Below are 21081 nucleotides of genomic sequence, written 5' to 3' on the forward strand. Positions count from 1 at the left end.
AAACCACCGTTCTAGGGACACAGGTTCTGGTGAGGGGTTTCTGTCCGGTCGCGGCCGTTCGTGACCAACCGATGATCCAGCCAACTTAAATTTTGCCGTTCGGTATACAAAGGTATACTATAAGTTTGCTATGGCAGTTTGGCTGGTTGTTGCAGGAGGCGAAAAGGGTGGCTGTTTTCGAAAAGGCAGGACTGCGTGAGGTTATCAATGCGCGAGGAACGTTCACGCCCCTCGGGGTGTCACGATCCCCCGCCGAGGTGCAAGAAGCTGTTGGAAAAGCGCTTGGGTCCTACCTATGCATAGAAGAGTTACAGGAGGCGGCCTCGGCGAGTTTAGTCCGTTTCTCTGGTGCAGAGGCAGGAACCGTCGTTCACTGCGCTGCTGCTGCCGTCACTCTGGCGGTCGCGGCTTGCATGACCATGGGTGATGCAGATGCTGTTTCGCGCCTGCCGGAAGCTGATGGACTCGCACGACGTGTTCTTTTGCCCGTCGGCCATGACGTGAATTACGGTCAGGCCATTGAACAGGCCGTTCGGCTTTCAGGCGGGCTGCCGGATGTGGTCGGCACGGAGGCGGGATGCGACTTGAATCTTCTCGCCAATGCGATGTCTCGAGACGACACCTGCTCCCTACTTCTCGTGTCCTCGCGCCTTACCCGGGGGCCAGCATTGAATATGACGTCGGCTGTGGCACTTGCTAAAGAAAGGGGCATTCCCGTCATCATTGACGGGGCCGCGCAGGACATGCGCGTGGCGCATTTGATTGGTACGGGTGCGGACCTGGTAATCTTGAGCGGACAGAAGTATCTTTCTGGACCCACGGCGGGACTTGTTGTGGGCTCAAGGGCTGCCGTGGCAGCGGTGCGTGCGCAAGAGAAAGGCATCGGCCGTGGCATGAAGGCGAGCAAGGAAGCCATTGCTGGAACCCTCGCAGCACTTGAGGTTCGTGCAAATCTGGACCTCGAAAACTGGCGAGCCGCACAGTCTGAAAAACTGAACTGGTTTCTTGGCGAAGCCAGCGAACTTTCCGGCTTGAACGCTTTTGCAGAACCGGATCCGACAGGCCTTCCCTTTGCCCGCGTTGTGCTGGAGCTCGCCCCTGGATTCTGCGCAGAAGAGACAATTCGACAACTCAAGTCACTCGATCCGCCAGTCTTCGTCATGGATCATTTGGTGAACAGCAATAGGCTCGTTCTAGAGATCGTGTCATTGCGGCAGGACGAACTCGAATTAATTCTGGCGGGTCTGAAGTGCCTCTTAATAAAGTAGTCAGTCAAAGAACCTGTTGCTGAAAGGCGAAGCGGCAACCGCCGCTCGCTCTTCTCCATTGCGCCAGAGCGCCTGCCGGGAGAACACCAGACTTTACGCGCCCGAGGCGGATTTCTGCCTCGTCGGCGCAGGTCGCCGGGTCGGAGGCAACGCCTCTGACGGAACCGGCAGAGCCACGTGAGGCCGTCCGGGAAGACCGCCGTCACATCGGGATCGGGCGTTGTTCCTCGATCGCCTCCATGGCGAAATAGGAGGTCACCGTCTCGAGCTCCACCTCTTCGATCAGGCGTTTGTAGACCTCGTCGTAACTCGCCATGTCGCGAGTGATGATCTTGAGCAGGTAGTCGTACTCGCCCCCGATGCGGAAGAAGTCGATGACGTCGGCGATTGAGGAGACATGGGTGCGGAAGCGCTTGAGCCAGCTGGCGGAGTGGTGCCGGGTCTTGATCATCACGAAGACCACCAGCCCGGCGCCAAGCTGATTGCGGTCTAGCACCACCGTGTGATTGCGGATGACGCCGGCCGCATCGAGCGCCTTGAGCCGCCGCCAGCAGGCGTTCTGTGACAGGCCGACCTTCTCGCTCAGGGCGCGCTGCGACTGCGAGGCGTCGCGTTGCAGCTCCTCCAGGATGCGGTAATCAATCTGATCGAGTTTGAGCGTCATTTGTCGTTCATATGATAGAATATGCCTGTTTGTAAGGTGGAAATATGTGAAGAAATTTCCCCTCCGTGTGACATGCTTTGCATCAACGCCCTATTGATACAAGACGGATCCCCCATGTCTCCCCTCGACGATTTCGCCCGCTCCCTCGATCGCCCGGACCTGGCCAGCTGGCTGCGCGGCGGGTTGATCGGGGATGGCGTGGAGATCGACGGCCCCTATGGCCCCAAGCCCCTGATCTACGCCGATTATGTCGCCTCCGGTCGGGCGCTGGCGCAGGTCGAGGATTTCATCCGCGACCGGGTGCTGCCCTATTATGCCAACAGCCACACGCAGGCCTCCTTCTGCGGCGCCTTCATTACCAAGCTGCGCGAGGCGGCGCGGGCCGAGATCGCCCGCATCACCGGCGCGGATGACGGCATGAGCGTGGTGTTCACCGGCGCGGGCAGCACCGCCGGGATCAACCGGCTGGTCGGGCTGCTCGACATTCCCGCGGTGCTGGGCGCCGGCGGGCGCGCCGTGGTGCTGATCGGCCCGTACGAGCATCACTCGAACCTGCTGCCGTGGCGCGAAAGCGGCGCCGAGGTGGTCGAAATCCCCGAGGCGCCGGAGGGCGGGCCGGACATGTCCGCGCTGGCCGCCGCGCTGCGCGAGGCGCATGGCGCCGCGCTGATCGTCGGCAGCTTCTCGGCGGTGTCGAACGTCACCGGCATCCTCACCGACACCGACGCGGTGACCCGTCTGCTCAAGGCGCATGGCGCGCTGGCGTTCTGGGATTTCGGTGCCGGCGGGCCTTACGTGCGCATGAACATGGAGGCGGGCGGCGAGGCCGAGAAGGACGCCATCGTGTTCTCGACCCACAAGTTTCCCGGCGGCCCCGGCGGCTCAGGCGTGCTGGTGCTGCGCGACGCGGTGGCCCGGCGCGCGACACCGACGCTGCCCGGCGGCGGCACCGTCAGCTTCGTGTCCCCATGGGGACATCGCTATTCCGGGCGGCTCTCGAGCCGGGAGGAGGGCGGCACGCCCAACGTGGTGGGCGACATCCGCGCCGCGCTCGCGCTGATGGTCAAGGACGCGCTCGGGCAGGACTGGCTCGACCAGCGCCAGGCGTGGCTGCGGGCGCGGGCCGAGGCGGTCTGGCGCAAGAACCCGCAGCTCGAGATCCTTGGCCTCGAGGGGCCGGCGGCGCTGCCGATCTTCTCGTTCCGCGTCCGGGACGCGCAGGGCGGGCTGATTCACCACCAGTTTTTCACCCGGCTTCTGAGCGACGTCTACGGCATTCAGGCACGCGGTGGTTGCGCCTGTGCAGGGTCCTACGCGCACCGATTGCTGGGGCTGAGCGAGGCCGACTCGCAGGCGATGTTCGAAGCCATCGACCGTGGCGACGAAATGGCCAAGCCGGGTTGGGTGCGGCTGAATTTCTCGGCGCTGATGAGCGACGAGAAGGCGGCGACGATCGTGCAGGCGGTGGACATTCTGGCGCGGAAAGCGGCAGACTATCTGCCAAACTATCGCGCGGATGAAACAACCGCCCGCTTCGCCCCCGTTCTGGAGCCATCGGAGAGCCTCGCCTCGTGACCAGCCCGCTTGCCAACCGCTCCTTCCGCACGCTGTTTGCGGCGCAGGTCTGTTCGCTGTTGGCGGTGGGGCTGCTGACCGTGGCGCTGTCGCTGGCGGCCTACCGCATCGGCGGGGCGGCGGCGGGCGGCAAGGTGCTCGGATTGCTGCTGGCGCTGAAGATGGTGGCCTATGTCGGGCTTGCGCCCTTCGCTGAGAGCGTGCTGGCGCATCTGCCGCGCAAGCGGGCGATGGTGCTGCTGGATCTCGGGCGGATGCTCCTGCTGCTGCCGATGGTCTTCGTCACCCAGACTTGGCAGATCGCGGCGCTGGCCTTCCTGTTCTTCGCGCTCGCCTCGGGGTTCACGCCGCTGTTCCAGTCGGTGATCCCCGACGTGCTGCCCGAGGAAGAGCGCTACACCAAGGCGCTGGCGTGGTCGCGCATCGCCTACACGCTGGAATCGGTGCTGAGCCCGGTGATCGCGGCGCTGGTGCTGAAGATCGTGGCGCCCGAGGCGCTGTTTCTCTGTGCTGCGCTGGCCTTCGTGGGCTCCGTCGGCTGTCTGCTGGCGACCCGCTTTCCGGAGCGCGGGCAAGGGGCGCGAAAGGGGCCGTTCCTGCAGCGGGCCTTCCGCGGCATGACGATCTACGCCCGCACGCCGCGGCTGCGCGGGCTGTTCCTGCTGAACTTCGCGCTCTCGCTGGTGATGGCGTGGGTGCTGGTCAATACCGTGGTCTATGCCGGTGCACGGCTTGGCGATGCCGACGGGCTCTATCCGGTGCTGATGGCGGGCTACGGGCTCGGCGCCGCGCTCGGCGCGGTGGCCGTGCCGCGCCTGCTGCGCCGGATGGAGGAGCGCAGCGCCATGCTGGCAGGGGTGGTGGTCTTCGCGGCGCTGGCGGCGGGCTTTGCCGTGCTGCCGCACCCGCCCTTGGCGCTGCTGCTGCCGATCTGGGCGGGCTTCGGCCTTGCCTCCTCACTGGTGCTGACGCCCGGCGGCCTGGTCATCACCCGCTCTGCCGCGCGGGAAGACCGCGCCGCGGTCTTTGCCGCGCAGTTCTCGCTCAGCCATGCCGGCTGGCTGGTGGCCTATCCTCTGGCGGGCTGGCTCGCGAGTTCCGCCGGGCTTGAGCACGCGTTGCTCGTGCTGGCGCTGATGGCCGCGGTGGTGGCGCTCGTCGCGTCCCGCGTCTGGCCGACGCAGGACCCGCTCGAGAGGCCGCACAGCCATCCCGAGCTGGCCGCGGATCACCCGCACCTGCGCGCCCATCCCGGCCATGGACTGGCACATCGCCACATCCATGCCTACCACATCGACGATCTGCATCAGACTTGGGCCAAGACCCCGAATTGATGCTGAACCAAAACACCTTTTTCTACTAGGATGATTCGTATGCAAACGAACGACCGCTCTCCGATCGACGCCCAGGGCCTGGATGTGCTCGAAGCCCGCCTGCGCGAGGATCTCGACTTCCTGTGCTACCCCGGCAAGGACTGGGTGCCGGCGCAGGAGGGCGTGAGCGATGTCGTCATCATCGGCGGCGGCATGTGCGGCATGGTGGCTTGGCTCGGCCTGACCACCGGCGGCGTGCGCAACATCCGCGTGCTTGACCGCAACCCGACCGGCCTCGAGGGGCCGTGGCTCAACTATGCGCGCATGGAGACGCTGCGCTCGCCCAAGACCCTGACCGGCCCGGCCTTCGGGCATGGCGCACTGACCTTTCAGGCGTGGTTCCGGGCCCAGAACGGGCGCGAGGCGTGGGAGAAGATGGACAAGATCCCGCGGCCGATGTGGATGGACTACCTGCGCTGGTATCGCAAGGCGCTGAACGTGCCGGTGGAGAACGGCGTCTCGGTCGACAAGGTCGAGCCCGAGGGCGATCTGCTGCGGCTCACGGTCTCGGGCGCCGCCGGTGGCACCATCCTGACGCGCAAGCTGGTGTTCGCGACGGGCCGTGACGGCACCGGCGGGCCCAACATCCCGGGCTTCATCAAGGATCTGCCGCGCCGCTTCTGGGCGCACAGCGCCGACGAGATCGATTTCGACGCGCTCAAGGGCAAGCGCGTGGCGGTGATCGGGGTCGGCGCCTCGGCGGTCGACAACGCCGCCGAAGCGCTCGAGCATGGCGCGGGCGAGGTGCGGCACCTGATCCGCCGCAAGGAAATGCCGACCATCAACAAGATGATGGGCATCGGCAGCTACGGCTTCACTGCCGGGTTTGCCGATCTGCCCGACGAATGGCGCTGGCGCTTCATGCAGTACAGCTTCACCACGCAGACGCCGCCGCCGCACGGCTCGACCCTGCGGGTGAGCCGCCATCCGAACGCGCATTTCCACTTCGGCAAGGCCACCACGCGCATCGAAGAGCGCGGCGACGCGGTCGAGGTGTTCTTTGCCGACGGCACCTCCTACGTGGCGGATTTCGTGATCCTCGGCACCGGGTTCACCATCGACCCGATGGCGCGCACCGAGTTCGGCGAAGTGGCGGGCAAGATCCTGCTCTGGGAGGACGTCTACACCCCGCCCGAGGGCGAGGAGCAGGCCGACCTGGGCCGGTTCCCCTATCTCAACCCCGATTTCACCTTCCGCGAGAAGGTGCCGGGCGAGGTGCCGTGGCTCAGCAAGGTCTACTGCTTCAACTACGGTGCCTCGGCCAGCCTCGGGAAGGTCAGCGGCGACATTCCCGGCGTCTCGGAAGGCGCGGCATGGCTGGCGAGGGCCATGGCGGCGACGCTTTACGCCGAGGATCTGGAAACCCACTGGCAGGCGATGCTGGATTATGAGACCCCGGAGCTCGACGGCAGCGAATGGCAGCCGAGCGAGCTGACAGCGGCAAAGGAGGGGCAGGTGGCATGACCATCTTCGACAGCACGACACTGAGCGCCGCGGGCATCCCCGCAGGCAGCGCCACGGGCGCCGCGGCCGAGACCCGCAGCAACATCTTCGAGGCCACGCAGGCCGCTGAAGACGCGGTGCTGCGGCCCAAGCAGGCGGGCGCCTTCCCGCACGGCTTGCGCGCGGCGCTGGCGGCGCGGATCGCCAACGCGGCGGGCGAGAACGACCTTGCCGAGCGCTACCTTGCCGGGGCGGGCGACATGGCCGGGCTGGCCGATCCCTCGCGCGACGGCGAGGACGAGGGGCTGGCGCCCGTGGTGGGGTTTGCGGACAAGGCTGCGAACCACACCCGCGATATCCTCGCCGAGGACATCTCGACGCTGCAGGCCGCTGGCGTAGAAGACGCCGACATCGTGCGGCTTTGCGAACTGGTCGCCTTCGTGGCTTACCAGCTGCGCGTGGTCGCCGGGCTGCGCCTGATGAAGGGAGCCACTGCATGAGCCGCATCGTTCACAAGTTCACCCGCACCGTCCCGCAATGGCAGCCGCGCGTCACGCCGGTGGATCTGCAGGAGGCGAGCGAAGAGCAGCTTGACGCGCTGTCGGTGACGCCGTCGAACACCAAGGTCTCGGCCTATGTGCTGACGCTGGCCCATGACGTGGAAAGCCTCAAGGTGCGCTCGCCACTGTTCAACGCGATCATGTACGACCCGGGTGGCATGTCGCGGGCTGAGCGCGAGCTGGGCGCCATCGGCGCCAGCATGGTCAACCGCTGCATCTATTGCGCCGCGGTCCATGCCGACCGTCACGCCAAGCTCGAGAAGGACACCGCGGTCACCGACGAACTTTTCGCAAAGGGTGAGAAGGCGGATCTAAGCCCCCGCAATCGTGCGATTTTCGACTTTGCGCGCAAGCTGTCGGAAAGTCCGGTTGCGGCGGATGAGGCCGACATGGCCAACTTGCGCGAGGCCGGCCTGAACGACGAGGAAATCCTCGACCTGATCCTGTCGACCTCACTCTTCGGCTGGGCCAACCGGCTGATGCACGTGCTGGGCGATCCGGTCCGCGAAGAGGTGTCGGCATGAGCTGCAAGGTCGGGATTGCCGGTGCCGGCTCCATCGCCTTCGGCAGCGCCGCGCTGCTGCACCACAACGGTCACGCGCCGATGCTGTGGTCGCCCTCGGGGGCGTCCACCAAGGCGCTCGCGGACGGCCCGCTCGAGGCCACCGGCGCCATCGAGACGGTCTTCGCCCCGCGCGTCGCCACCTCGGCGCAGGAACTGGCCGAGCAGAACGACGCCCTCCTGATCGCGCTGCCGGGCTACGGCCACAAGGCGGTGTTCGATGCGCTGGCGCCGCATATCCGCGACGGCCAGCACGTCATCATCAGCAGCCACGCCTCGCTGGGCGCGGTCTACCTGATGCAGAAGCTGGCCGAGCGCGGCGTCGACGCCGCGATCACCGCGTGGGGCACCACCGTGGTCACCGGGCGGCGCGGCGAGGGGACCGGCGTCAAGGTCAACACCGTGCGCAAGAAGGTCGATCTCTGCACCGTGCCCGAGGCGCGCTCGGATTGCGCGCTGGCGGTCTGCACCAAGCTCTTCGGCGATGTCTTCGTGCCGCGCGACGGGCTGCTGGCGATCTCGCTGTCGAACCTCAACCCGCAGAACCACCTCGGCATCGCGCTTGGCAACATCACCCGGATGGAGCGTGGCGAGACCTGGAGCCAGGGCCAGAACGTGACCCCCAAGGTCGGCGCGCTGCTCGAGGCGCTGGACGCCGAGCGGCTCGAGATCGTGGCGGCGCTGGGGCTGCAGACGAAGACCATCTTCGAGCATTTCAGCCAGAGCTTCCATGTGCCGATCTCGACCATCTCCGAGATGAACCAGCAGATGCACGCGCAGGGCAATGGCGGCACCGGGCCGGCGACCGCCGACAGCCGCTACGTGACCGAGGATGTGCCCTACGGGCTGCAGCTCACCGCCGTGCTTGGCCGCCTCGTGGGCAAGCCGGCCGACCTGCACGAGGCCGGGATCAAGATCTTCTCGGCCATGTATGGCCGCGATTTCGCCGCCGAGAACGAATTGCTGAACGCGCTGGAGCTGGGCGGCTACAGCCTCGACGATCTGCGTCAGGCCGCCCGTACCGGCCTGCTGCGCAAGACGCCCGAACCGGCGTCCTGACGATAAAAACGATACGGACACCAACCTTCAGGGAGACGACCCCATGACCAAACTCATTCTCAACCGTCGGAAGTTCCTCAACACCGCGGCGCTGACCGGTGCAGCGCTCGCGAGCCCCGCCTACCTGCGTCGTGCCCACGCGCAGGGCGGCGAGGTCAACATCTGGACCTATAACGACTTCGTTCCGGAAGCCTTCAAGGAGCAGTTCGAATCCGAGACCGGCATCAAGGTCAACGTCCGCCTCGTCGACGACCAGGGCAAGCAGTTCAACCTGCTGGCCGCCGAAGCGCCGAACCCGTCGGTCGACATCATGACCGTGGCCGGCCACCGCTTCCTCCAGTTCATCGAGAGCGACCTGCTGGCGCCGCTCGACACCGACCGTCTGAGCAACTGGAGCAACATCAACCCGACCTTCTCGGAATCCGACTGGTCGACCATCAACGGCGAGAAGTGGGGCGCCCCGATCCTGTCGGGCATGGAGGTGCTGGCCTACAACTCCGACTACGTCACGCCGGAAGAGGCCGAGACGTGGGACACGCTCTTCAGCGAGAAATACAAGGGCCAGACCGCCTATATCATCCAGGACATGATGTCGATCATCATGCTCAAGATGGGCTATGACGGCAACATGGTCGCCTATCTCGATGATCCGGAGAAGGCTGCCGCCGTCGTGGAGGAAGCCAAGAATTTCCTGATCGAGCACAAGCCGCTGGTGCGCAAGTACTATGACGGCGGCGCCGAGTTCCAGCAGATGATGGTCAACCAGGACATCCTGCTCGGCCACTCGTGGAACGGCCCGGCGGCGGCCCTCATCAATGACGGCTTCCCGCTTGGCATGGCGATCCCGAAGGAAGGCTCCTACGGCTTCGTCTACACCTACAACATCGCCAAGAACTGCCCGAACCCGGACAACGCCTACACCTTCCTCAACGCGATCCTCGCATCGCCCGAGATCGGTGCCGCGATGACCAAGGCGTCGGGTTTCATCTCGACCTACAAGGACGCGTCGAACCACCTCAGCGAGCTCGAGAAGAAGTCGACCTCGTTCCCGGACGAGCAGCTCGCGAACCTGCAGTTCTTCCGCGCCGAGGCGAACGACCTGAAATACAGCCTCGTCGATCCGGCCGTCGAGGCGATCAAGGCCGCGTAAGCGCTCCCCACGCATCGATATCCGTCCGCCGCGCCGCAGGGCCGGCGGGCGGGTCCCTCACACGACCCGCCGTCGTTCCTCTCGAAAGGAAGACCCAATGACCTATGACGCATCCGCGCGCGAAGAACGCGGGGCCGTCGCGGAGAGCGCCTCCGACCGCACCTTCTGGGGACGCCTGTCGAGCTGGGCGCCGTACCGGTGGCTTGCATCCTTCGCCACCGCGTCGCCGCGCCGTCAGTTCATCATCCTCGCGGTGTTCCCGATCCTGTGGGTGCTGACCCAACACCTCGGGCCGATGCTGCAGATGCTGCGCGTGTCGCTGACCGACGCCTACCCGGTGGCGCCCGGCGTCGAGCAGCATTTCACCTTCGACAACTACCTGAGCTTCTTCGGCGACAGCATCTTCTGGATGCCGTTCTTCCGCACTCTGATCTTTGCCGGGGTGTTCACCTTCTGCACCCTGATCATCACCTACCCGGTGGCCTATTTCCTGGCCCGGCACGTGAGCCCCAAGAACCGGATGCTGCTGTTGCTGCTGCTGCTGATCCCGTTCTGGGTCGGTGAGATCGTGCGCACCTATGCCATCATGATCCTGCTCGGCAACACCGGCGCGGTGAACATGGTGCTGCGCTTCCTCGGCCTGATCGACCGGCCGATCCCGTTCATGTACACGAGCTTTTCCATGGGGGTGGGCATCGTCTACCTCACCGCGCTCTACATGCTGCTGCCGCTCTACTCGTCGCTCGAGAAGCTGCCGAAGTCGATGAACGAGGCCGCGGCCGACCTCGGCGCGGGCGCGTGGACGCGGTTCCGCCGCATCACCCTGCCGATGACGCTCGAGGGGATCTCGTCGGGCTGCACGCTGGTGTTCCTGATCTCGACCGGCTTCTACGCCACGCCGGTGCTGCTGGGCGGGCCGTCGACCACGGTGTTCGCCGAAACCATCGCGGGCTTCTTCCACGTGGCCGGCGACCAGTGGCCCACCGGCGCGGCCTTTGCCGTCATCATGTTCCTCGCGGCGCTGCTCATCACCACCGCCTTCCAGCGGCTGATGACCGCGCTGCGCAAGGGAGACACCAAATGACCCGTCACAACCGCATCCTGCTGTCCTGCGTCTACTGGGCCTTCGTGGCCTATGTCTTCGTGCCGCTGATCCTGATGGTGACGATGGGCTTCAAGGACAGCAACTTCATCGGCTTCCCGATCCGGTCGTGGACCCTCGACTGGTACACCGGCGTGCTGGCAGACACCGAGACGCTGACCGCGTTCGGCTACTCGGTGAGCATCGCGGTGCTCTCGACGGTGTTCTCGGTGATCGTGGGCACCTGGATCGCGGTGCTGCTCGAGGGGCGCAAGTTCTGGGGCCGGGCGGCGATCTTCGGCATGACGGTGCTGCCGGCGCTGATCCCGGGCATCATCTCGGCCATCGCGTTCCGGATCTACGCCCGCTATCTCGGCATCGAGCCGGGCATGGGCGCCATCGTCTGGAGCCACGCGGTGCACAACGTGCCCTTCGTGGTGCTGGTTGTGATGGCGCGGCTCTCGACCCTGCCGAAAAGCCAGATCGAGGCCGCCCGCGACCTTGGCGCCGACCCGCTGATCGCTTTCCTGCGCATCACCTTTCCCTATCTCGTGCCGGCGATCATGGGCGCGAGCATCTTCTGTCTTCTCCTCAGCTTCGACGATTTCGTGCGCTCGTTCTTCCTGGGGGGCTACGAGCCGACCCTGCCGGTGCTGATCTTCGCCAAGCTGAAATCGGGCATGTCGCCCGAGATCAACGCCATCGCGACCGTGGCGCTGGTCATGACTGCCGTGATCGGCGTCTGGGCCGAGCGTTTCACCCGCCGCATGAACAAGGATAGCTGATCCATGTCTTCTGATCCTCTCGTCCGCCTCGAAGGCGTCACCAAGCGCTTCGGCGACACCGTGGCGCTGGACGACCTGACGCTCGACATCGCGCAGGGCGAGTTCGTCACCTTCCTCGGCCCGTCGGGCTGCGGCAAGTCCACCACGCTGCGCATCCTCGGCGGCTTCGAGCAGCCGACCAGCGGCCGGGTGCTGCTGCGTGGCGACGACGTGACCAAGCGCCCGCCGGAGAAGCGTAACGTCAACATGGTGTTCCAGGACTACGCGCTGTTCCCGCACATGACGGTGCGCCAGAACATCGGCTTCGGGCTCGAGCTCAAGGGGCTGGGCAAATCCGCCATCGCCAAGCGGCAGGACGAGATTATGTCCTTCCTCGAGCTGACCGCCTATGGCGACCGCTACCCGGCGCAGCTTTCGGGTGGCCAGAGGCAGCGCGTGGCGCTGGCGCGCGCCCTTGCGCCCGATCCCGCGCTGCTGCTGCTCGACGAGCCGCTCGGCGCGCTCGACGCCAAGCTGCGCGGACAGGTGCAGCAGGAGCTGAAATCGATCCAGCGCCGCACCGACAAGACCTTCTTCTTCGTCACCCATGACCAGGAAGAGGCGCTGACCATGTCGGACCGCATCGTGGTGATGAACAAGGGCCGCGTGGAGCAGGACGGCACGCCGGAAGAGCTCTACTTCCACCCGGCCTCGCGCTTCGTGGCCGAGTTCATCGGCGAGACCAACCTGCTCACCGGCGAGCTGCGCGGCACCGAGGGTGACGCGGTGGTGATGGACTGGTTCGGCAACACCCTGCGCGGCCATGCGCCGGGCGGCGTGCCGGAGGCCGGCGCGCCGATCACCGCGTCGGTGCGGCTCGAGCGGCTGGGCTTCCACGCCGAACGCCCGTCGACCGCCAACGCCGTGCAGGGCAGGGTGGTCGGCAAGACCTTCCTCGGCAGCCGGATGGCGCTCGACCTGAGGGTCGAGGAGGCCAACGGCGCCACGCTCAAGGCCTATGTCGACGCCGATACCGGCCAGTCGGTTGGCGAGGCACCGGTCTGGATCGGCTGGGACCAGAGCAGCATGGCGGTGTTGCGCGACTGAGGTTCCAAGCTGGGCTTCGGAGAAGGGAAAGGCGGGCCGGGTGGTCCGCCTTTTTCTTTGGTTTGGGGCCGAGGGAGGCCGCGTTCAGCGCATGACACCTGAGCGCAGTTCGCGCGGAATAAAGGCCGAAGGCCGCCGCGCCATCGCCGGCCCGCCCCCCGGGCTGGCGATCTGGTGAGGTCGGTACAACGTGTTGAGGTCCTTCGGACGTGGCCGGGATAAAACGCGAGGTTCGGAGCATGGATCGCCATCCCGCGGGCAGGCGATGGCGCGGCAGGTCGCTTGGCTTGGTCAGCGTTCCCCAAAAGCAAAAAAAACGGACCCGAGGGCCGGCTTTTCCTTATCTCAGCCGCGAATTTTTCCCCTAGGTGCCGCCGCGCCCGTCGACAGCCCGTCGGGGCGGGCCGGCGATGGGCGCGGCGGCCTGCGGCCTTGATTCCGCGCCTTGGCGAGACGGATGGAGGCGCTCGAACGAAAAAAGCGGACCCGAGGGCCCGCTTTTCCGTGTCTTTAAGGGAACGTCCGGCTTAGCTGGCGCGGCGCTCGTCGAAGCTCAGCGCGATGAACTCGGGCAGGTGATCGCCCATGCCCACCACGTTGTTGTCGGACTTGGAGCCACGGCCACGGCCCTTGTCGGAGCGGCCACGATCCGAGCGCGGCTTGTCGCTGCTGCCCTGCGGGGCGGGCGCCTTGCTCTCCCGGGTGTCCTTGCTCTCCTCGACCGCCTCGACGACCGGCTCGGGCGCGGGCGTTTCAGCCGCGACCGCTTCGACCGGTGCCGGTGCGTTGCCCTTGTCGGACTTGTCGGTCCGGCGGGTGCGCGTGCGGGTGCGCTTGGGCTTGGCGTCGGTCTTCTCGTCCTCGGCGGTGGCCTCGGCCTCCTCCGGCGCTTTCACGCCGGGCAACTCGACGCGCGGAATCTCCTTCTGCAGGAGCTTCTCCACATCCTCGAAGTTCTTCTCGTCGCGCGGCACCACGATGGTGAAGGCCTTGCCCTCGCGCCCGGCACGGCCGGTGCGGCCGATGCGGTGGACGTAGTCCTCGGCATGGCCCGGCACGTCGAAGTTGAACACGTGGCTCACGCTCGGCACGTCGAGGCCGCGGGCCGCAACGTCGGAGGCGATCAGCAGGCGGATCGAGCCTTCGCGGAAGCCGTCGAGGGTGCGCGTGCGCTGCGACTGGTCGAGGTCACCGTGGATCGGCTCGGCATTGTAGCCGTACTTCTTCAGCGACTTCGCGACGATGTCGACATCGACCTTGCGGTTGCAGAAGACGATGGCGTTGGTGCACTTTTCGCCCTCGCGGTCGATCAGCTGGCGCAGCACCGTGCGCTTCTCCGAGCCTTCGCGATCCTTGCGCGATCCCTTGAAGAACACCGCGCCCTGCTCGATGGTCTCGGACGCGGTGGCCTGACGGGCCACCTCGATGCGCTCGGGGTTCGACAGGAAGGTGTTGGTGATGCGCTCGATCTCGGGGGCCATGGTGGCCGAGTAGAACATCGTCTGGCGGGTGAAGGGCGTGAGCGAGAAGATGCGCTCGATATCCGGGATGAAGCCCATGTCGAGCATCCGGTCGGCCTCGTCCACCACCATGACCTTCACGTCGGTGAGGATCAGCTTGCCGCGCTCGAAATGGTCGAGCAGGCGGCCGGGGGTGGCGATCAGCACGTCGACGCCCTTGTCAATGAGCTGTTCCTGTTCCTTGAAGCTCACGCCGCCGATCAGCAGCGCCTTGGTGAGTTTCACGTACTTGGCGTAGGTGTCGAAGTTCTCGGCCACCTGTGCGGCCAGCTCGCGCGTCGGGCAGAGCACGAGGCTGCGCGGCATCCGGGCGCGGGCGCGGCCACGGGCCAGCGAGGTGATCATCGGCAGCGTGAAGCTGGCGGTCTTGCCGGTGCCGGTCTGGGCGATGCCCAGCACGTCCCTGCCTTCGAGCGCGTGGGGGATGGCGCCAGCCTGGATCGGCGTCGGCGTCTCGTAGCCCGCTTCTTCGATGGCCTTGAGAACCTTGGGGTTCAGATTGAGATCAGAAAACTTTGTCATGAGTGTCCGTTTTGGGGTGCGGACACTGAGACTTGGCCCGCGCGTATGGTCCTGGATCGGGCCCGGTTGGCCCCATGCGTGATGGCTGATGCGATCCCGATGTGGCGCCTTGTACCGGAATCACCGGGGAAACGTCAATCAGCGTGCCATTTCGGGGCGGAATTCGTGGGTTCAGAGGGACAATCCCGCAAAGGTTGTCCGTGGCAGACAGCGGCAGCGCCTCCGCTTGAGCGGTGCCGTGTCGGCGGCGATGGGATCAGGCGCCGGGGAAATGCCGCCGGCGTAGCGCGTCGAGGTCCATGCGGTGACGACGCAGCAGGCCACGCTCGGCAAGCTGGTCGAGCAGCTGGGGCCGGGCGGTGCAGACCTCGTCGTGGAACAGCCGCAGCGCCGCTTCGCCGCCCTCGCGCTCGATCATCTCGAAGAGGCTGTGCAGGTTGACCGCGCCGTCGCCACGCGCCTGCGGCTTCAACTCGGCGCGGTAGGAGCCCTGCGCCAGCCGGAACCGGTAGAGGCGCAGGAAATGCGCCCAGTCGGCGGCGTGGAAATGGCCAAGCTCGATGTCCGTCAGCTCGATCTGTCCGGGGTTCGTCTCGCCATCCAGCTCGATGTTGTGGATGCGGATCTGCAGCCCCTTGGTGCCGGGGCGGAAGAACAGCTTGCCCGCGACATGGCTCAGGAACCCGCCCGAGAGATGCCGCCCCCAGGTGGGAAAGCAGGCCTCCGCCGCCGCCTGCCGGGCGCGCTGATCGAGCGGGAAGGCCTTGAACGCGGTCTCTGCGCCCGGCGCGAGCGGCGCCAGCGCCTCGACCGGTCGCACGCGGGCGCAGAGGCAGCGGTCGGGCAGGGCGGCCAGCACCTCGGAGACGGGGCGGGTGGGCAGCAGGAACTCGTCGGTGTCGATATGGGCGAGCCATTCGACCTCCGGGGGGCGATTGTTGGCATGGCGGGCATTGGCGCCCTGCCGGACCTGATGTTTCGCCGGCCTGCCGTTGCGCTTGGCCCACCACGCATCGTCGGTGCGAAAGACCCGGATCTTCGGGTGGGCCGAGAGCACCGCCTGCGCCTCGGGGTTTTCGTCGTCGAGATAGAGATAAAGCCGGTGCGCGCCGAGCTCGAGATGCCAGGCGGCGAAGTCGAGGATCTCGGGCAGGGCGGCGTTGGTGGTGGTGACGGTGCCCCAGCGGATCATGGCAGCGCCCCGAAAACCCGCGCCACCGCCGCGTCGGGATCGAATTCGCGGGTGAGCAACATGTCATGCGCGGCGAGGCGCGCCCGCAGCTCGGGCGTGTCGGCGCAGACCTCGTCGAAGAGCATCCGCAGCCCGTCTTCGCCCTCTTCCTCGGCAAGGAAAGCGATCAGGTTGGCCTGCCCCATCTCGTCGCGCTCGGAGCGCGCCCGGTAGGAGCCCTGCGTGCGGCGGAAGGCGAGGTGGTCGCGGAAGTGCTGCCAGTTCGGCGCGTGCAGGTGCGCGAGGTGGATGCCGTCAAGCTTGGCGCGGTTGCTGGCCTCCTCGCCGCGGTATTTCAGCGTGTGGATGCCAAGCCGGGTGTCGGCGATCCCGGTGCGGGCAAAGACCTTGCCAGAGGTGTGGCTCAGGAAGCCGCCATAGAGGTGCAGACCGAAGGTCGGGTAGATCTCCTGCAGCACCGCCTTCTTCTGCCCGGCATGGTGATGGGTGCGCTTGAAATGCCTGGGCCAGCCCGCGTCACCCGCCAGCGCCTCCACCGGGGCGACGCGGGCCAGCGCGTGCCCGCGCGAGACCTCGGAGAGCAGCTCGGGCACGGGGCGGTCGGTGAGCAGGAACTCGTCGGCGTCGATATGGCCGAGCCAGTGCAGATCCTCGGCCACGGCGCGCAGGCAGCGGGTGGCGTTGTGGGCCTGCCGAATCTGGTGTGCCTCGGGGCGCGGCTTGCCGGTGGCCTGCCACCACGCGTCGTCGCAGCGGGTGACGTGGATCTTGGGGTGTCGTTCGAGGAACGCGGCGGTGCCGGCCTCGGGGGCGTCGAGATAGAGGTGCAGCGCGTGGGCGCCGAGCTCGAGGTGATGGGCGGCGAAGCGCGCGATGACGGGCAGCGGCGCGCGGATCGTCGATACCAGCCCCCAGCGCAGCGTCTCGGGCGTGAGCGAGGCGGCCTCGGCGGGCACCGGCGCTGGGTTGCCGGAGCGCTTGCCGGGGCTTGCGTCGGGCGTCTGGCGCGCCTTGCGGGTGCGCATGACCATCAGCCGGCGAAACAGCGTGCGGTCGTCGTGGATCAGCAGGTCGAGCAGATGGTGGGCGAGGGGGGCAATCACCGGGTCGGCCTCGGCCTCGGTCCAGAGCCGCCCGATCATGTTCACGTCGAGCCCGCCATTGACGATGCTATAGGCGTCCATCTCAAGCGGCAGCGCTCCGCCGGCCTTGCGGTCGAGCGCGAAGGGGCGGTCGGCGGGCTGGCCGGAATAGAGCCGCTCGGTCTCGTAGAGCTTCATGGTGCCGAAGAGCACGGAGAGCGCCAGACCAACCGAGCGCTGCGTGGCGGTCAGCCCGTGATCGCCGAAGGTGGTGATGGCCGAGACCAGCCATCGCGCATCGAGCGTGTCGAGCAGATTCGCGCCCTGTTCGGCCCAGAGCCGGTGGAACAGCGCGGGCAGATGCGCGGGAAAGTCGCGCTTGCGCAGATGCGCGATGAGCAGGCCGTTGAGAAACACCAGTTCGCTCTGGCCCTGCAGCTCGCGGCGCAGATCGAAGCGCTTGCGGTGATAGCTCGAGCGGAAGGGGCGGTCCTCGGACGGGTCGTCCTCGGGGTCGGCGACGATCTGCTGCGCTAGCGGGGCAAGGTCGAGATCGGCAGGCGGCGGGGCTTCGCCTCTAGCATAGGTGATGGCATCGCGCCGGCCCTCCATCTGGGTCAGCACGGCTTCGATGCCGCCGGGCCATGTGGGGCGCCTGTCGTTGCGTGTTTCGTCGCTGGGGCCGTCGCTGCTCATGGCGTGGAGAGTGGCGCGGGATCGCGCGCCGCGCAATCGTGGCGGCGCGCTTTCCGGGCGTGGTGGTGCAGCGCGGACGCGGGCGTCAGAGCCGCTCGTAATCGCCCAGCATGGTCGGACAGCGGCGATGGGCATCGGTCAGACCGGCGGCGGCGCCGTTGAGGATCAGGTGCCATGTGGGCTCGTAGCCTGGCACCTGCGCCCGCGAATACGAACAGCCGCCCGGGGTGACATAGACCTGCCCCTGATAGGCGGCGCCGGGATAGGGATGCGCGTTGTCGGCGCTCAGTGTGTTCTGTCCGGAAGGCAAGCTGGCGGCGTGGGCCGCGGCGGTGAGCGAGAGCGTGGCAAAGGCGAAGACAAGCGCTGCGGGGTGGATCATGCGGGGAAACCTCCGGTTCGTTTGTGGCACCCTCAGCATCCGCGAGAGGTGTGAAGGAAACCTTCAGATCGAGACTGCGCCGCGTTTCCTGTCCCCCGTGCCGCCGCGGCAGGGGGGCGCTGCGGGCTTGGCAAAGCCGGCGCTTTGGGGCAGAGCAGGGGCATGAGCACCACCTCCTTTTCCCTCCACGCCACCGACGGCAAGGCGCGCACCGGCGTGATCTCGACCCCGCGCGGCGAGATCCGCACCCCGGCCTTCATGCCGGTCGGGACCGCCGCCACCGTCAAGGCGATGCTGCCCGAGCAGGTCCGCGCCACCGGCGCCGACATCCTGCTGGGCAACACCTATCACCTTATGCTGCGCCCCACTGCCGAGCGCATCGCGCGGCTGGGCGGGCTGCACAAGTTCATGAACTGGGAGCGGCCGATCCTCACCGACTCGGGTGGCTTTCAGGTGATGAGCCTCGCCGATCTGCGCAAGCTCACCGAGGAGGGGGTCAGCTTCCGCAGCCATATCGACGGCTCCAAGCACATGCTCACGCCCGAGCGCTCGATGGAGATCCAGCGCCTGCTGGGCTCGGACATCGTGATGTGCTTCGACGAATGCCCGGCGCTGCCCGCCGACCGCAAGCGGCTCGAGGAAAGCATGCGCCTGTCGATGCGTTGGGCGCAGCGCTCGCGCGATGCCTTCGGCGACCGGCCCGGCCACATGCTGTTCGGCATCCAGCAGGGCGGGCTCGAGCCGGACCTGCGCGAGGAGAGCGCCAAGGCGCTGACGCAGATCGGCTTTGACGGCTACGCCGTGGGCGGTCTCGCGGTGGGCGAGGGGCAGGAGGCGATGTTCGGCTGTCTCGATCACGCGCCGGACACCCTGCCGGTGGACAAGCCGCGCTACCTGATGGGCGTGGGCAAGCCCGACGACATCGTCGGCGCCGTCAAGCGCGGCATCGACATGATGGACTGCGTGCTGCCGACCCGCTCGGGGCGCACCGGGCAGGCCTTCACCCGGCGCGGCGTGGTCAACATCAAGAACGCCCGCCATTCCGACGATCCGAGGCCGCTGGACGAGCACTGTTCCTGCCCGGCCTGCTCCGGCTATTCCCGCGCCTACCTGCATCACGTCTTCCGCGCGCACGAGATGATCTCGGGGATGCTGCTGACCTGGCACAACCTTCAGTATTTTCAGGACCTGATGGACGGGATGCGCAAGGCGATCGCCGAGGGCCGGTTCGAGGCCTGGGAGGCCGCGTTCCATGCCGGCCGCGCCGAGGGCGATATCGAGCCGCTTTGAACCGTCGGGCGGCGGCGCTGAACGGCGCCGTCGCTGCCCCGGCGAGGCGCCCGAATTTCGGGGCTCGCGAACGGAACCCCGGCTGCGGGTTTCGCATTAAGGTCCTGACACGCAAGTAAAAGGAGGACCCATGCGTCACATCACCCTTCCCGCCCTTTCGCTGATCCTGATGACCGGCGCAGCCGCGGCGCAGAGCGTCGACACGTCCAATCTCTACAGCGTCGATGACGCGGACCTGATGGGCCCCAACGGCAACAAGATCGGCGAAGTCGAGGAGATCCTCGTCGACGTCACCGGCATTCCGGTGGCCGCCGTGGTCGAGGCCGGCGGGTTTCTCGATATCGGTGACAAGGACATCATTGTCTCGCTCGAGGACATGACCTTCGACTCCGGCAACTTCAGCACGCTGCTGACCGAGGAAGAGCTCAAAGAGCTTCCGGAATGGGACGACTGATCCAGTTCGGTCACGACGGTTAATCCATACGGCGCGTCTCATCGAGGCGCGCCGTCTTGCTGTCTGCGACCGCCTTGCGCGCAGGCCCCGAAGGTTCCCTGCAGATCTGAACATCCGGTGTGCGCCTGTCAGCGCGGCGCTGCGTTGCAGCAGCGCAGAAAGCGCTTATCTGCTGTCCCAGACCCACGCCGGGCCGCTTCCGCGCCCGATGGCAAAAGGACACGACCATGACCGAAGCTCTGTTCAGCAAGTATACCGCCGGTGGCATCGCGATGAGCAATCGCATCGTGATGGCGCCGCTGACCCGCAACCGGGCCGATGACGACGACGGCACCGTCAGCGACCTGCATGTCGAGTATTACCGCCAGCGCGCCGGCGCCGGCCTGATCATCACCGAAGCCACGCAGATCTCGCCCGTCGGCAAGGGCTATATCCAGACGCCGGGCATTCATACCGAGGCGCAGGCCGCGGCGTGGAAGCGCGTGACCGATGCGGTGCACGCCGAGGGCGGCAAGATCGTCGTGCAGCTCTGGCACGTCGGCCGCATCTCGCACACCTCGCTGCAGCCGGGCGGGCAGGCGCCGGTGGCGCCCTCTGCGATCTCGGCGGGTGTGAAGACCTTCACGCATAATGGCTTCGAGGACACCTCCGAGCCGCGCGCCCTGACCGAGGCCGAGATCAAGGCGACGGTCGAGGATTACCGCAAGGCCGCCGCGCTGGCGATCAAGGCCGGGTTCGACGGGGTCGAGGTGCATGGCGCCAACGGCTACCTGATCGACCAGTTCCTCAAGACCGGCTCCAACCAGCGCGACGATGCCTATGGCGGCGGAATCGAGAACCGGGCCCGCTTCCTCTTCGAGGTGCTCGATGCGGTGACCGACGAGATCGGGGGCGAGCGCACCGGTCTGCGCCTGTCGCCGTTCTCGCCGGCGAACGGCATCGACGACGCCGACCCTCAGACGGATTTCGAATACGTGGTGCCGAAGCTCAACGGCTACGGGCTGGCGTTCCTGCACATGATCGAAGGCGCCACCGGCGGCTCGCGCGCGCTTGAAGAGGGCCAGAGCATCGAGGCGCTGCGTAAGCTCTTCGACGGCGCCTACATGGCCAATAACGGCTACGACCGCCAGATGGCGATCGATGCGGTGGCCGAGGGCAAGGCGGATCTGGTGGCGTTCGGGCGTCCGTTCATCGCGAACCCGGACCTTGTCGAGCGCCTGCGCCGCGACGCGCCGCTCAACGAGGGCGACCAGAGCACCTTCTACGGCGGTGGGGCCGAGGGCTTCACCGACTATCCGACGCTGGAAGACGAATCCGCCTGATCCGGTTATGCTTGT

At 66.7% G+C, this 21081-nt stretch carries 19 protein-coding genes; 14 read left to right on the forward strand and 5 right to left on the reverse strand.

The window, feature by feature from the left end:
* The first annotated feature begins 167 nt into the window (after positions 1–167).
* Positions 168–1268, forward strand: coding sequence for a beta-eliminating lyase-related protein (locus LCM15_RS22825; RefSeq protein WP_224852236.1), 1101 nt, complete (start codon positions 168–170; stop codon positions 1266–1268).
* Between the two features lie 202 nt (positions 1269–1470).
* Here LCM15_RS22825 and LCM15_RS00285 read toward each other — a convergent pair whose 3' ends face one another.
* Complete coding sequence (locus tag LCM15_RS00285; RefSeq protein ID WP_224852237.1) at positions 1471–1932, reverse strand: Lrp/AsnC family transcriptional regulator; 462 nt, start codon at positions 1930–1932, stop codon at positions 1471–1473.
* 114 nt (positions 1933–2046) lie between these two features.
* Between LCM15_RS00285 and LCM15_RS00290 the strand changes: the two genes are divergently transcribed.
* From LCM15_RS00290 to LCM15_RS00335, 10 genes are all read left to right on the forward strand, one after another.
* Positions 2047–3507, forward strand: coding sequence for an aminotransferase class V-fold PLP-dependent enzyme (locus LCM15_RS00290; protein WP_224852238.1), 1461 nt, complete (start codon positions 2047–2049; stop codon positions 3505–3507).
* Positions 3504–4841 carry an MFS transporter gene (locus tag LCM15_RS00295; protein ID WP_224852239.1) on the forward strand — a complete coding sequence of 446 codons (1338 nt, stop codon included), beginning with the start codon at positions 3504–3506 and terminating at the stop codon, positions 4839–4841. Before LCM15_RS00290 ends, LCM15_RS00295 begins: the two co-directional genes overlap by 4 nt.
* A gap of 39 nt (positions 4842–4880) precedes the next feature.
* Complete coding sequence (locus LCM15_RS00300) at positions 4881–6344, forward strand: NAD(P)-binding domain-containing protein (protein ID WP_224852240.1); 1464 nt, start codon at positions 4881–4883, stop codon at positions 6342–6344.
* The gene (locus tag LCM15_RS00305) at positions 6341–6823 is read left to right on the forward strand and encodes a hypothetical protein (RefSeq protein ID WP_224852241.1); all 483 of its coding nucleotides are present in this window, start codon (positions 6341–6343) and stop codon (positions 6821–6823) included. Before LCM15_RS00300 ends, LCM15_RS00305 begins: the two co-directional genes overlap by 4 nt.
* Positions 6820–7407: a peroxidase-related enzyme gene (locus LCM15_RS00310; protein ID WP_224852242.1), complete on the forward strand. Its 588-nt coding sequence runs from the start codon at positions 6820–6822 to the stop codon at positions 7405–7407. The genes LCM15_RS00305 and LCM15_RS00310 overlap by 4 nt, the downstream gene beginning before the upstream one ends.
* Complete coding sequence (locus LCM15_RS00315) at positions 7404–8504, forward strand: NAD/NADP octopine/nopaline dehydrogenase family protein (protein WP_224852243.1); 1101 nt, start codon at positions 7404–7406, stop codon at positions 8502–8504. Before LCM15_RS00310 ends, LCM15_RS00315 begins: the two co-directional genes overlap by 4 nt.
* A 43-nt stretch (positions 8505–8547) precedes the next feature.
* On the forward strand, positions 8548–9654 hold the full coding sequence (locus LCM15_RS00320; RefSeq protein WP_224852244.1) for an ABC transporter substrate-binding protein: 1107 nt from the start codon (positions 8548–8550) through the stop codon (positions 9652–9654).
* Positions 9655–9751: 97 nt separating this feature from the next.
* A complete protein-coding gene (locus LCM15_RS00325; RefSeq protein ID WP_224852245.1) occupies positions 9752–10738 on the forward strand; it encodes an ABC transporter permease in 987 nt (328 codons plus the stop codon).
* Entirely contained in the window at positions 10735–11520 is a 786-nt protein-coding gene (locus tag LCM15_RS00330; protein WP_224852246.1) for an ABC transporter permease, read from the forward strand. Before LCM15_RS00325 ends, LCM15_RS00330 begins: the two co-directional genes overlap by 4 nt.
* A 3-nt stretch (positions 11521–11523) precedes the next feature.
* Positions 11524–12606: an ABC transporter ATP-binding protein gene (locus LCM15_RS00335; protein ID WP_224852247.1), complete on the forward strand. Its 1083-nt coding sequence runs from the start codon at positions 11524–11526 to the stop codon at positions 12604–12606.
* A gap of 527 nt (positions 12607–13133) precedes the next feature.
* Here the strand turns inward: LCM15_RS00335 and LCM15_RS00340 are convergent.
* The 4 genes from LCM15_RS00340 to LCM15_RS00355 all read right to left on the reverse strand — a co-directional run bounded on the left by LCM15_RS00340 (position 13134) and on the right by LCM15_RS00355 (position 18000).
* Entirely contained in the window at positions 13134–14648 is a 1515-nt protein-coding gene (locus LCM15_RS00340; protein WP_224852248.1) for a DEAD/DEAH box helicase, read from the reverse strand.
* A gap of 256 nt (positions 14649–14904) precedes the next feature.
* Complete coding sequence (locus LCM15_RS00345; RefSeq protein WP_224852249.1) at positions 14905–15840, reverse strand: glycosyltransferase family 2 protein; 936 nt, start codon at positions 15838–15840, stop codon at positions 14905–14907.
* Positions 15837–17618, reverse strand: coding sequence for a glycosyltransferase family 2 protein (locus tag LCM15_RS00350; RefSeq protein ID WP_224852250.1), 1782 nt, complete (start codon positions 17616–17618; stop codon positions 15837–15839). Before LCM15_RS00350 ends, LCM15_RS00345 begins: the two co-directional genes overlap by 4 nt.
* A gap of 85 nt (positions 17619–17703) precedes the next feature.
* The gene (locus LCM15_RS00355; RefSeq protein ID WP_224852251.1) at positions 17704–18000 is read right to left on the reverse strand and encodes a hypothetical protein; all 297 of its coding nucleotides are present in this window, start codon (positions 17998–18000) and stop codon (positions 17704–17706) included.
* Between the two features lie 162 nt (positions 18001–18162).
* Between LCM15_RS00355 and tgt the strand changes: the two genes are divergently transcribed.
* From tgt to LCM15_RS00370, 3 genes are all read left to right on the forward strand, one after another.
* Complete coding sequence (tgt, locus tag LCM15_RS00360; protein ID WP_224852252.1) at positions 18163–19290, forward strand: tRNA guanosine(34) transglycosylase Tgt; 1128 nt, start codon at positions 18163–18165, stop codon at positions 19288–19290.
* 130 nt (positions 19291–19420) lie between these two features.
* Positions 19421–19744 (forward strand): PRC-barrel domain-containing protein, encoded by a 324-nt coding sequence (locus LCM15_RS00365; RefSeq protein WP_224852253.1) that lies wholly within the window; start codon positions 19421–19423, stop codon positions 19742–19744.
* 227 nt (positions 19745–19971) lie between these two features.
* Positions 19972–21066: an alkene reductase gene (locus tag LCM15_RS00370; protein ID WP_224852254.1), complete on the forward strand. Its 1095-nt coding sequence runs from the start codon at positions 19972–19974 to the stop codon at positions 21064–21066.
* The last annotated feature ends 15 nt before the right edge of the window (positions 21067–21081 follow it).

Origin of the sequence: Salipiger bermudensis, assembly GCF_020171625.1 — a bacterium.
Classification (GTDB): Bacteria; Pseudomonadota; Alphaproteobacteria; order Rhodobacterales; family Rhodobacteraceae; genus Salipiger; species Salipiger bermudensis_B.

Bases quoted from the DNA above. Each gene is read 5' to 3' on its own strand.
- LCM15_RS00325 (WP_224852245.1), top strand. From the start codon at position 9,752: ATGACCTATGACGCATCCGCGCGCGAAGAACGCGGGGCCGTCGCGGAG.
- LCM15_RS00330 (WP_224852246.1), top strand. From the start codon at position 10,735: ATGACCCGTCACAACCGCATCCTGCTGTCCTGCGTCTACTGGGCCTTC.
- LCM15_RS00320 (WP_224852244.1), top strand. From the start codon at position 8,548: ATGACCAAACTCATTCTCAACCGTCGGAAGTTCCTCAACACCGCGGCG.
- LCM15_RS00355 (WP_224852251.1), bottom strand. From the start codon at position 18,000: ATGATCCACCCCGCAGCGCTTGTCTTCGCCTTTGCCACGCTCTCGCTC.
- LCM15_RS00370 (WP_224852254.1), top strand. From the start codon at position 19,972: ATGACCGAAGCTCTGTTCAGCAAGTATACCGCCGGTGGCATCGCGATG.
- tgt (WP_224852252.1), top strand. From the start codon at position 18,163: ATGAGCACCACCTCCTTTTCCCTCCACGCCACCGACGGCAAGGCGCGC.
- LCM15_RS00310 (WP_224852242.1), top strand. From the start codon at position 6,820: ATGAGCCGCATCGTTCACAAGTTCACCCGCACCGTCCCGCAATGGCAG.
- LCM15_RS00290 (WP_224852238.1), top strand. From the start codon at position 2,047: ATGTCTCCCCTCGACGATTTCGCCCGCTCCCTCGATCGCCCGGACCTG.
- LCM15_RS00335 (WP_224852247.1), top strand. From the start codon at position 11,524: ATGTCTTCTGATCCTCTCGTCCGCCTCGAAGGCGTCACCAAGCGCTTC.
- LCM15_RS00300 (WP_224852240.1), top strand. From the start codon at position 4,881: ATGCAAACGAACGACCGCTCTCCGATCGACGCCCAGGGCCTGGATGTG.
- LCM15_RS00350 (WP_224852250.1), bottom strand. From the start codon at position 17,618: ATGAGCAGCGACGGCCCCAGCGACGAAACACGCAACGACAGGCGCCCC.
- LCM15_RS00315 (WP_224852243.1), top strand. From the start codon at position 7,404: ATGAGCTGCAAGGTCGGGATTGCCGGTGCCGGCTCCATCGCCTTCGGC.
- LCM15_RS00285 (WP_224852237.1), bottom strand. From the start codon at position 1,932: ATGACGCTCAAACTCGATCAGATTGATTACCGCATCCTGGAGGAGCTG.
- LCM15_RS00365 (WP_224852253.1), top strand. From the start codon at position 19,421: ATGCGTCACATCACCCTTCCCGCCCTTTCGCTGATCCTGATGACCGGC.
- LCM15_RS00340 (WP_224852248.1), bottom strand. From the start codon at position 14,648: ATGACAAAGTTTTCTGATCTCAATCTGAACCCCAAGGTTCTCAAGGCC.
- LCM15_RS00345 (WP_224852249.1), bottom strand. From the start codon at position 15,840: ATGATCCGCTGGGGCACCGTCACCACCACCAACGCCGCCCTGCCCGAG.
- LCM15_RS00305 (WP_224852241.1), top strand. From the start codon at position 6,341: ATGACCATCTTCGACAGCACGACACTGAGCGCCGCGGGCATCCCCGCA.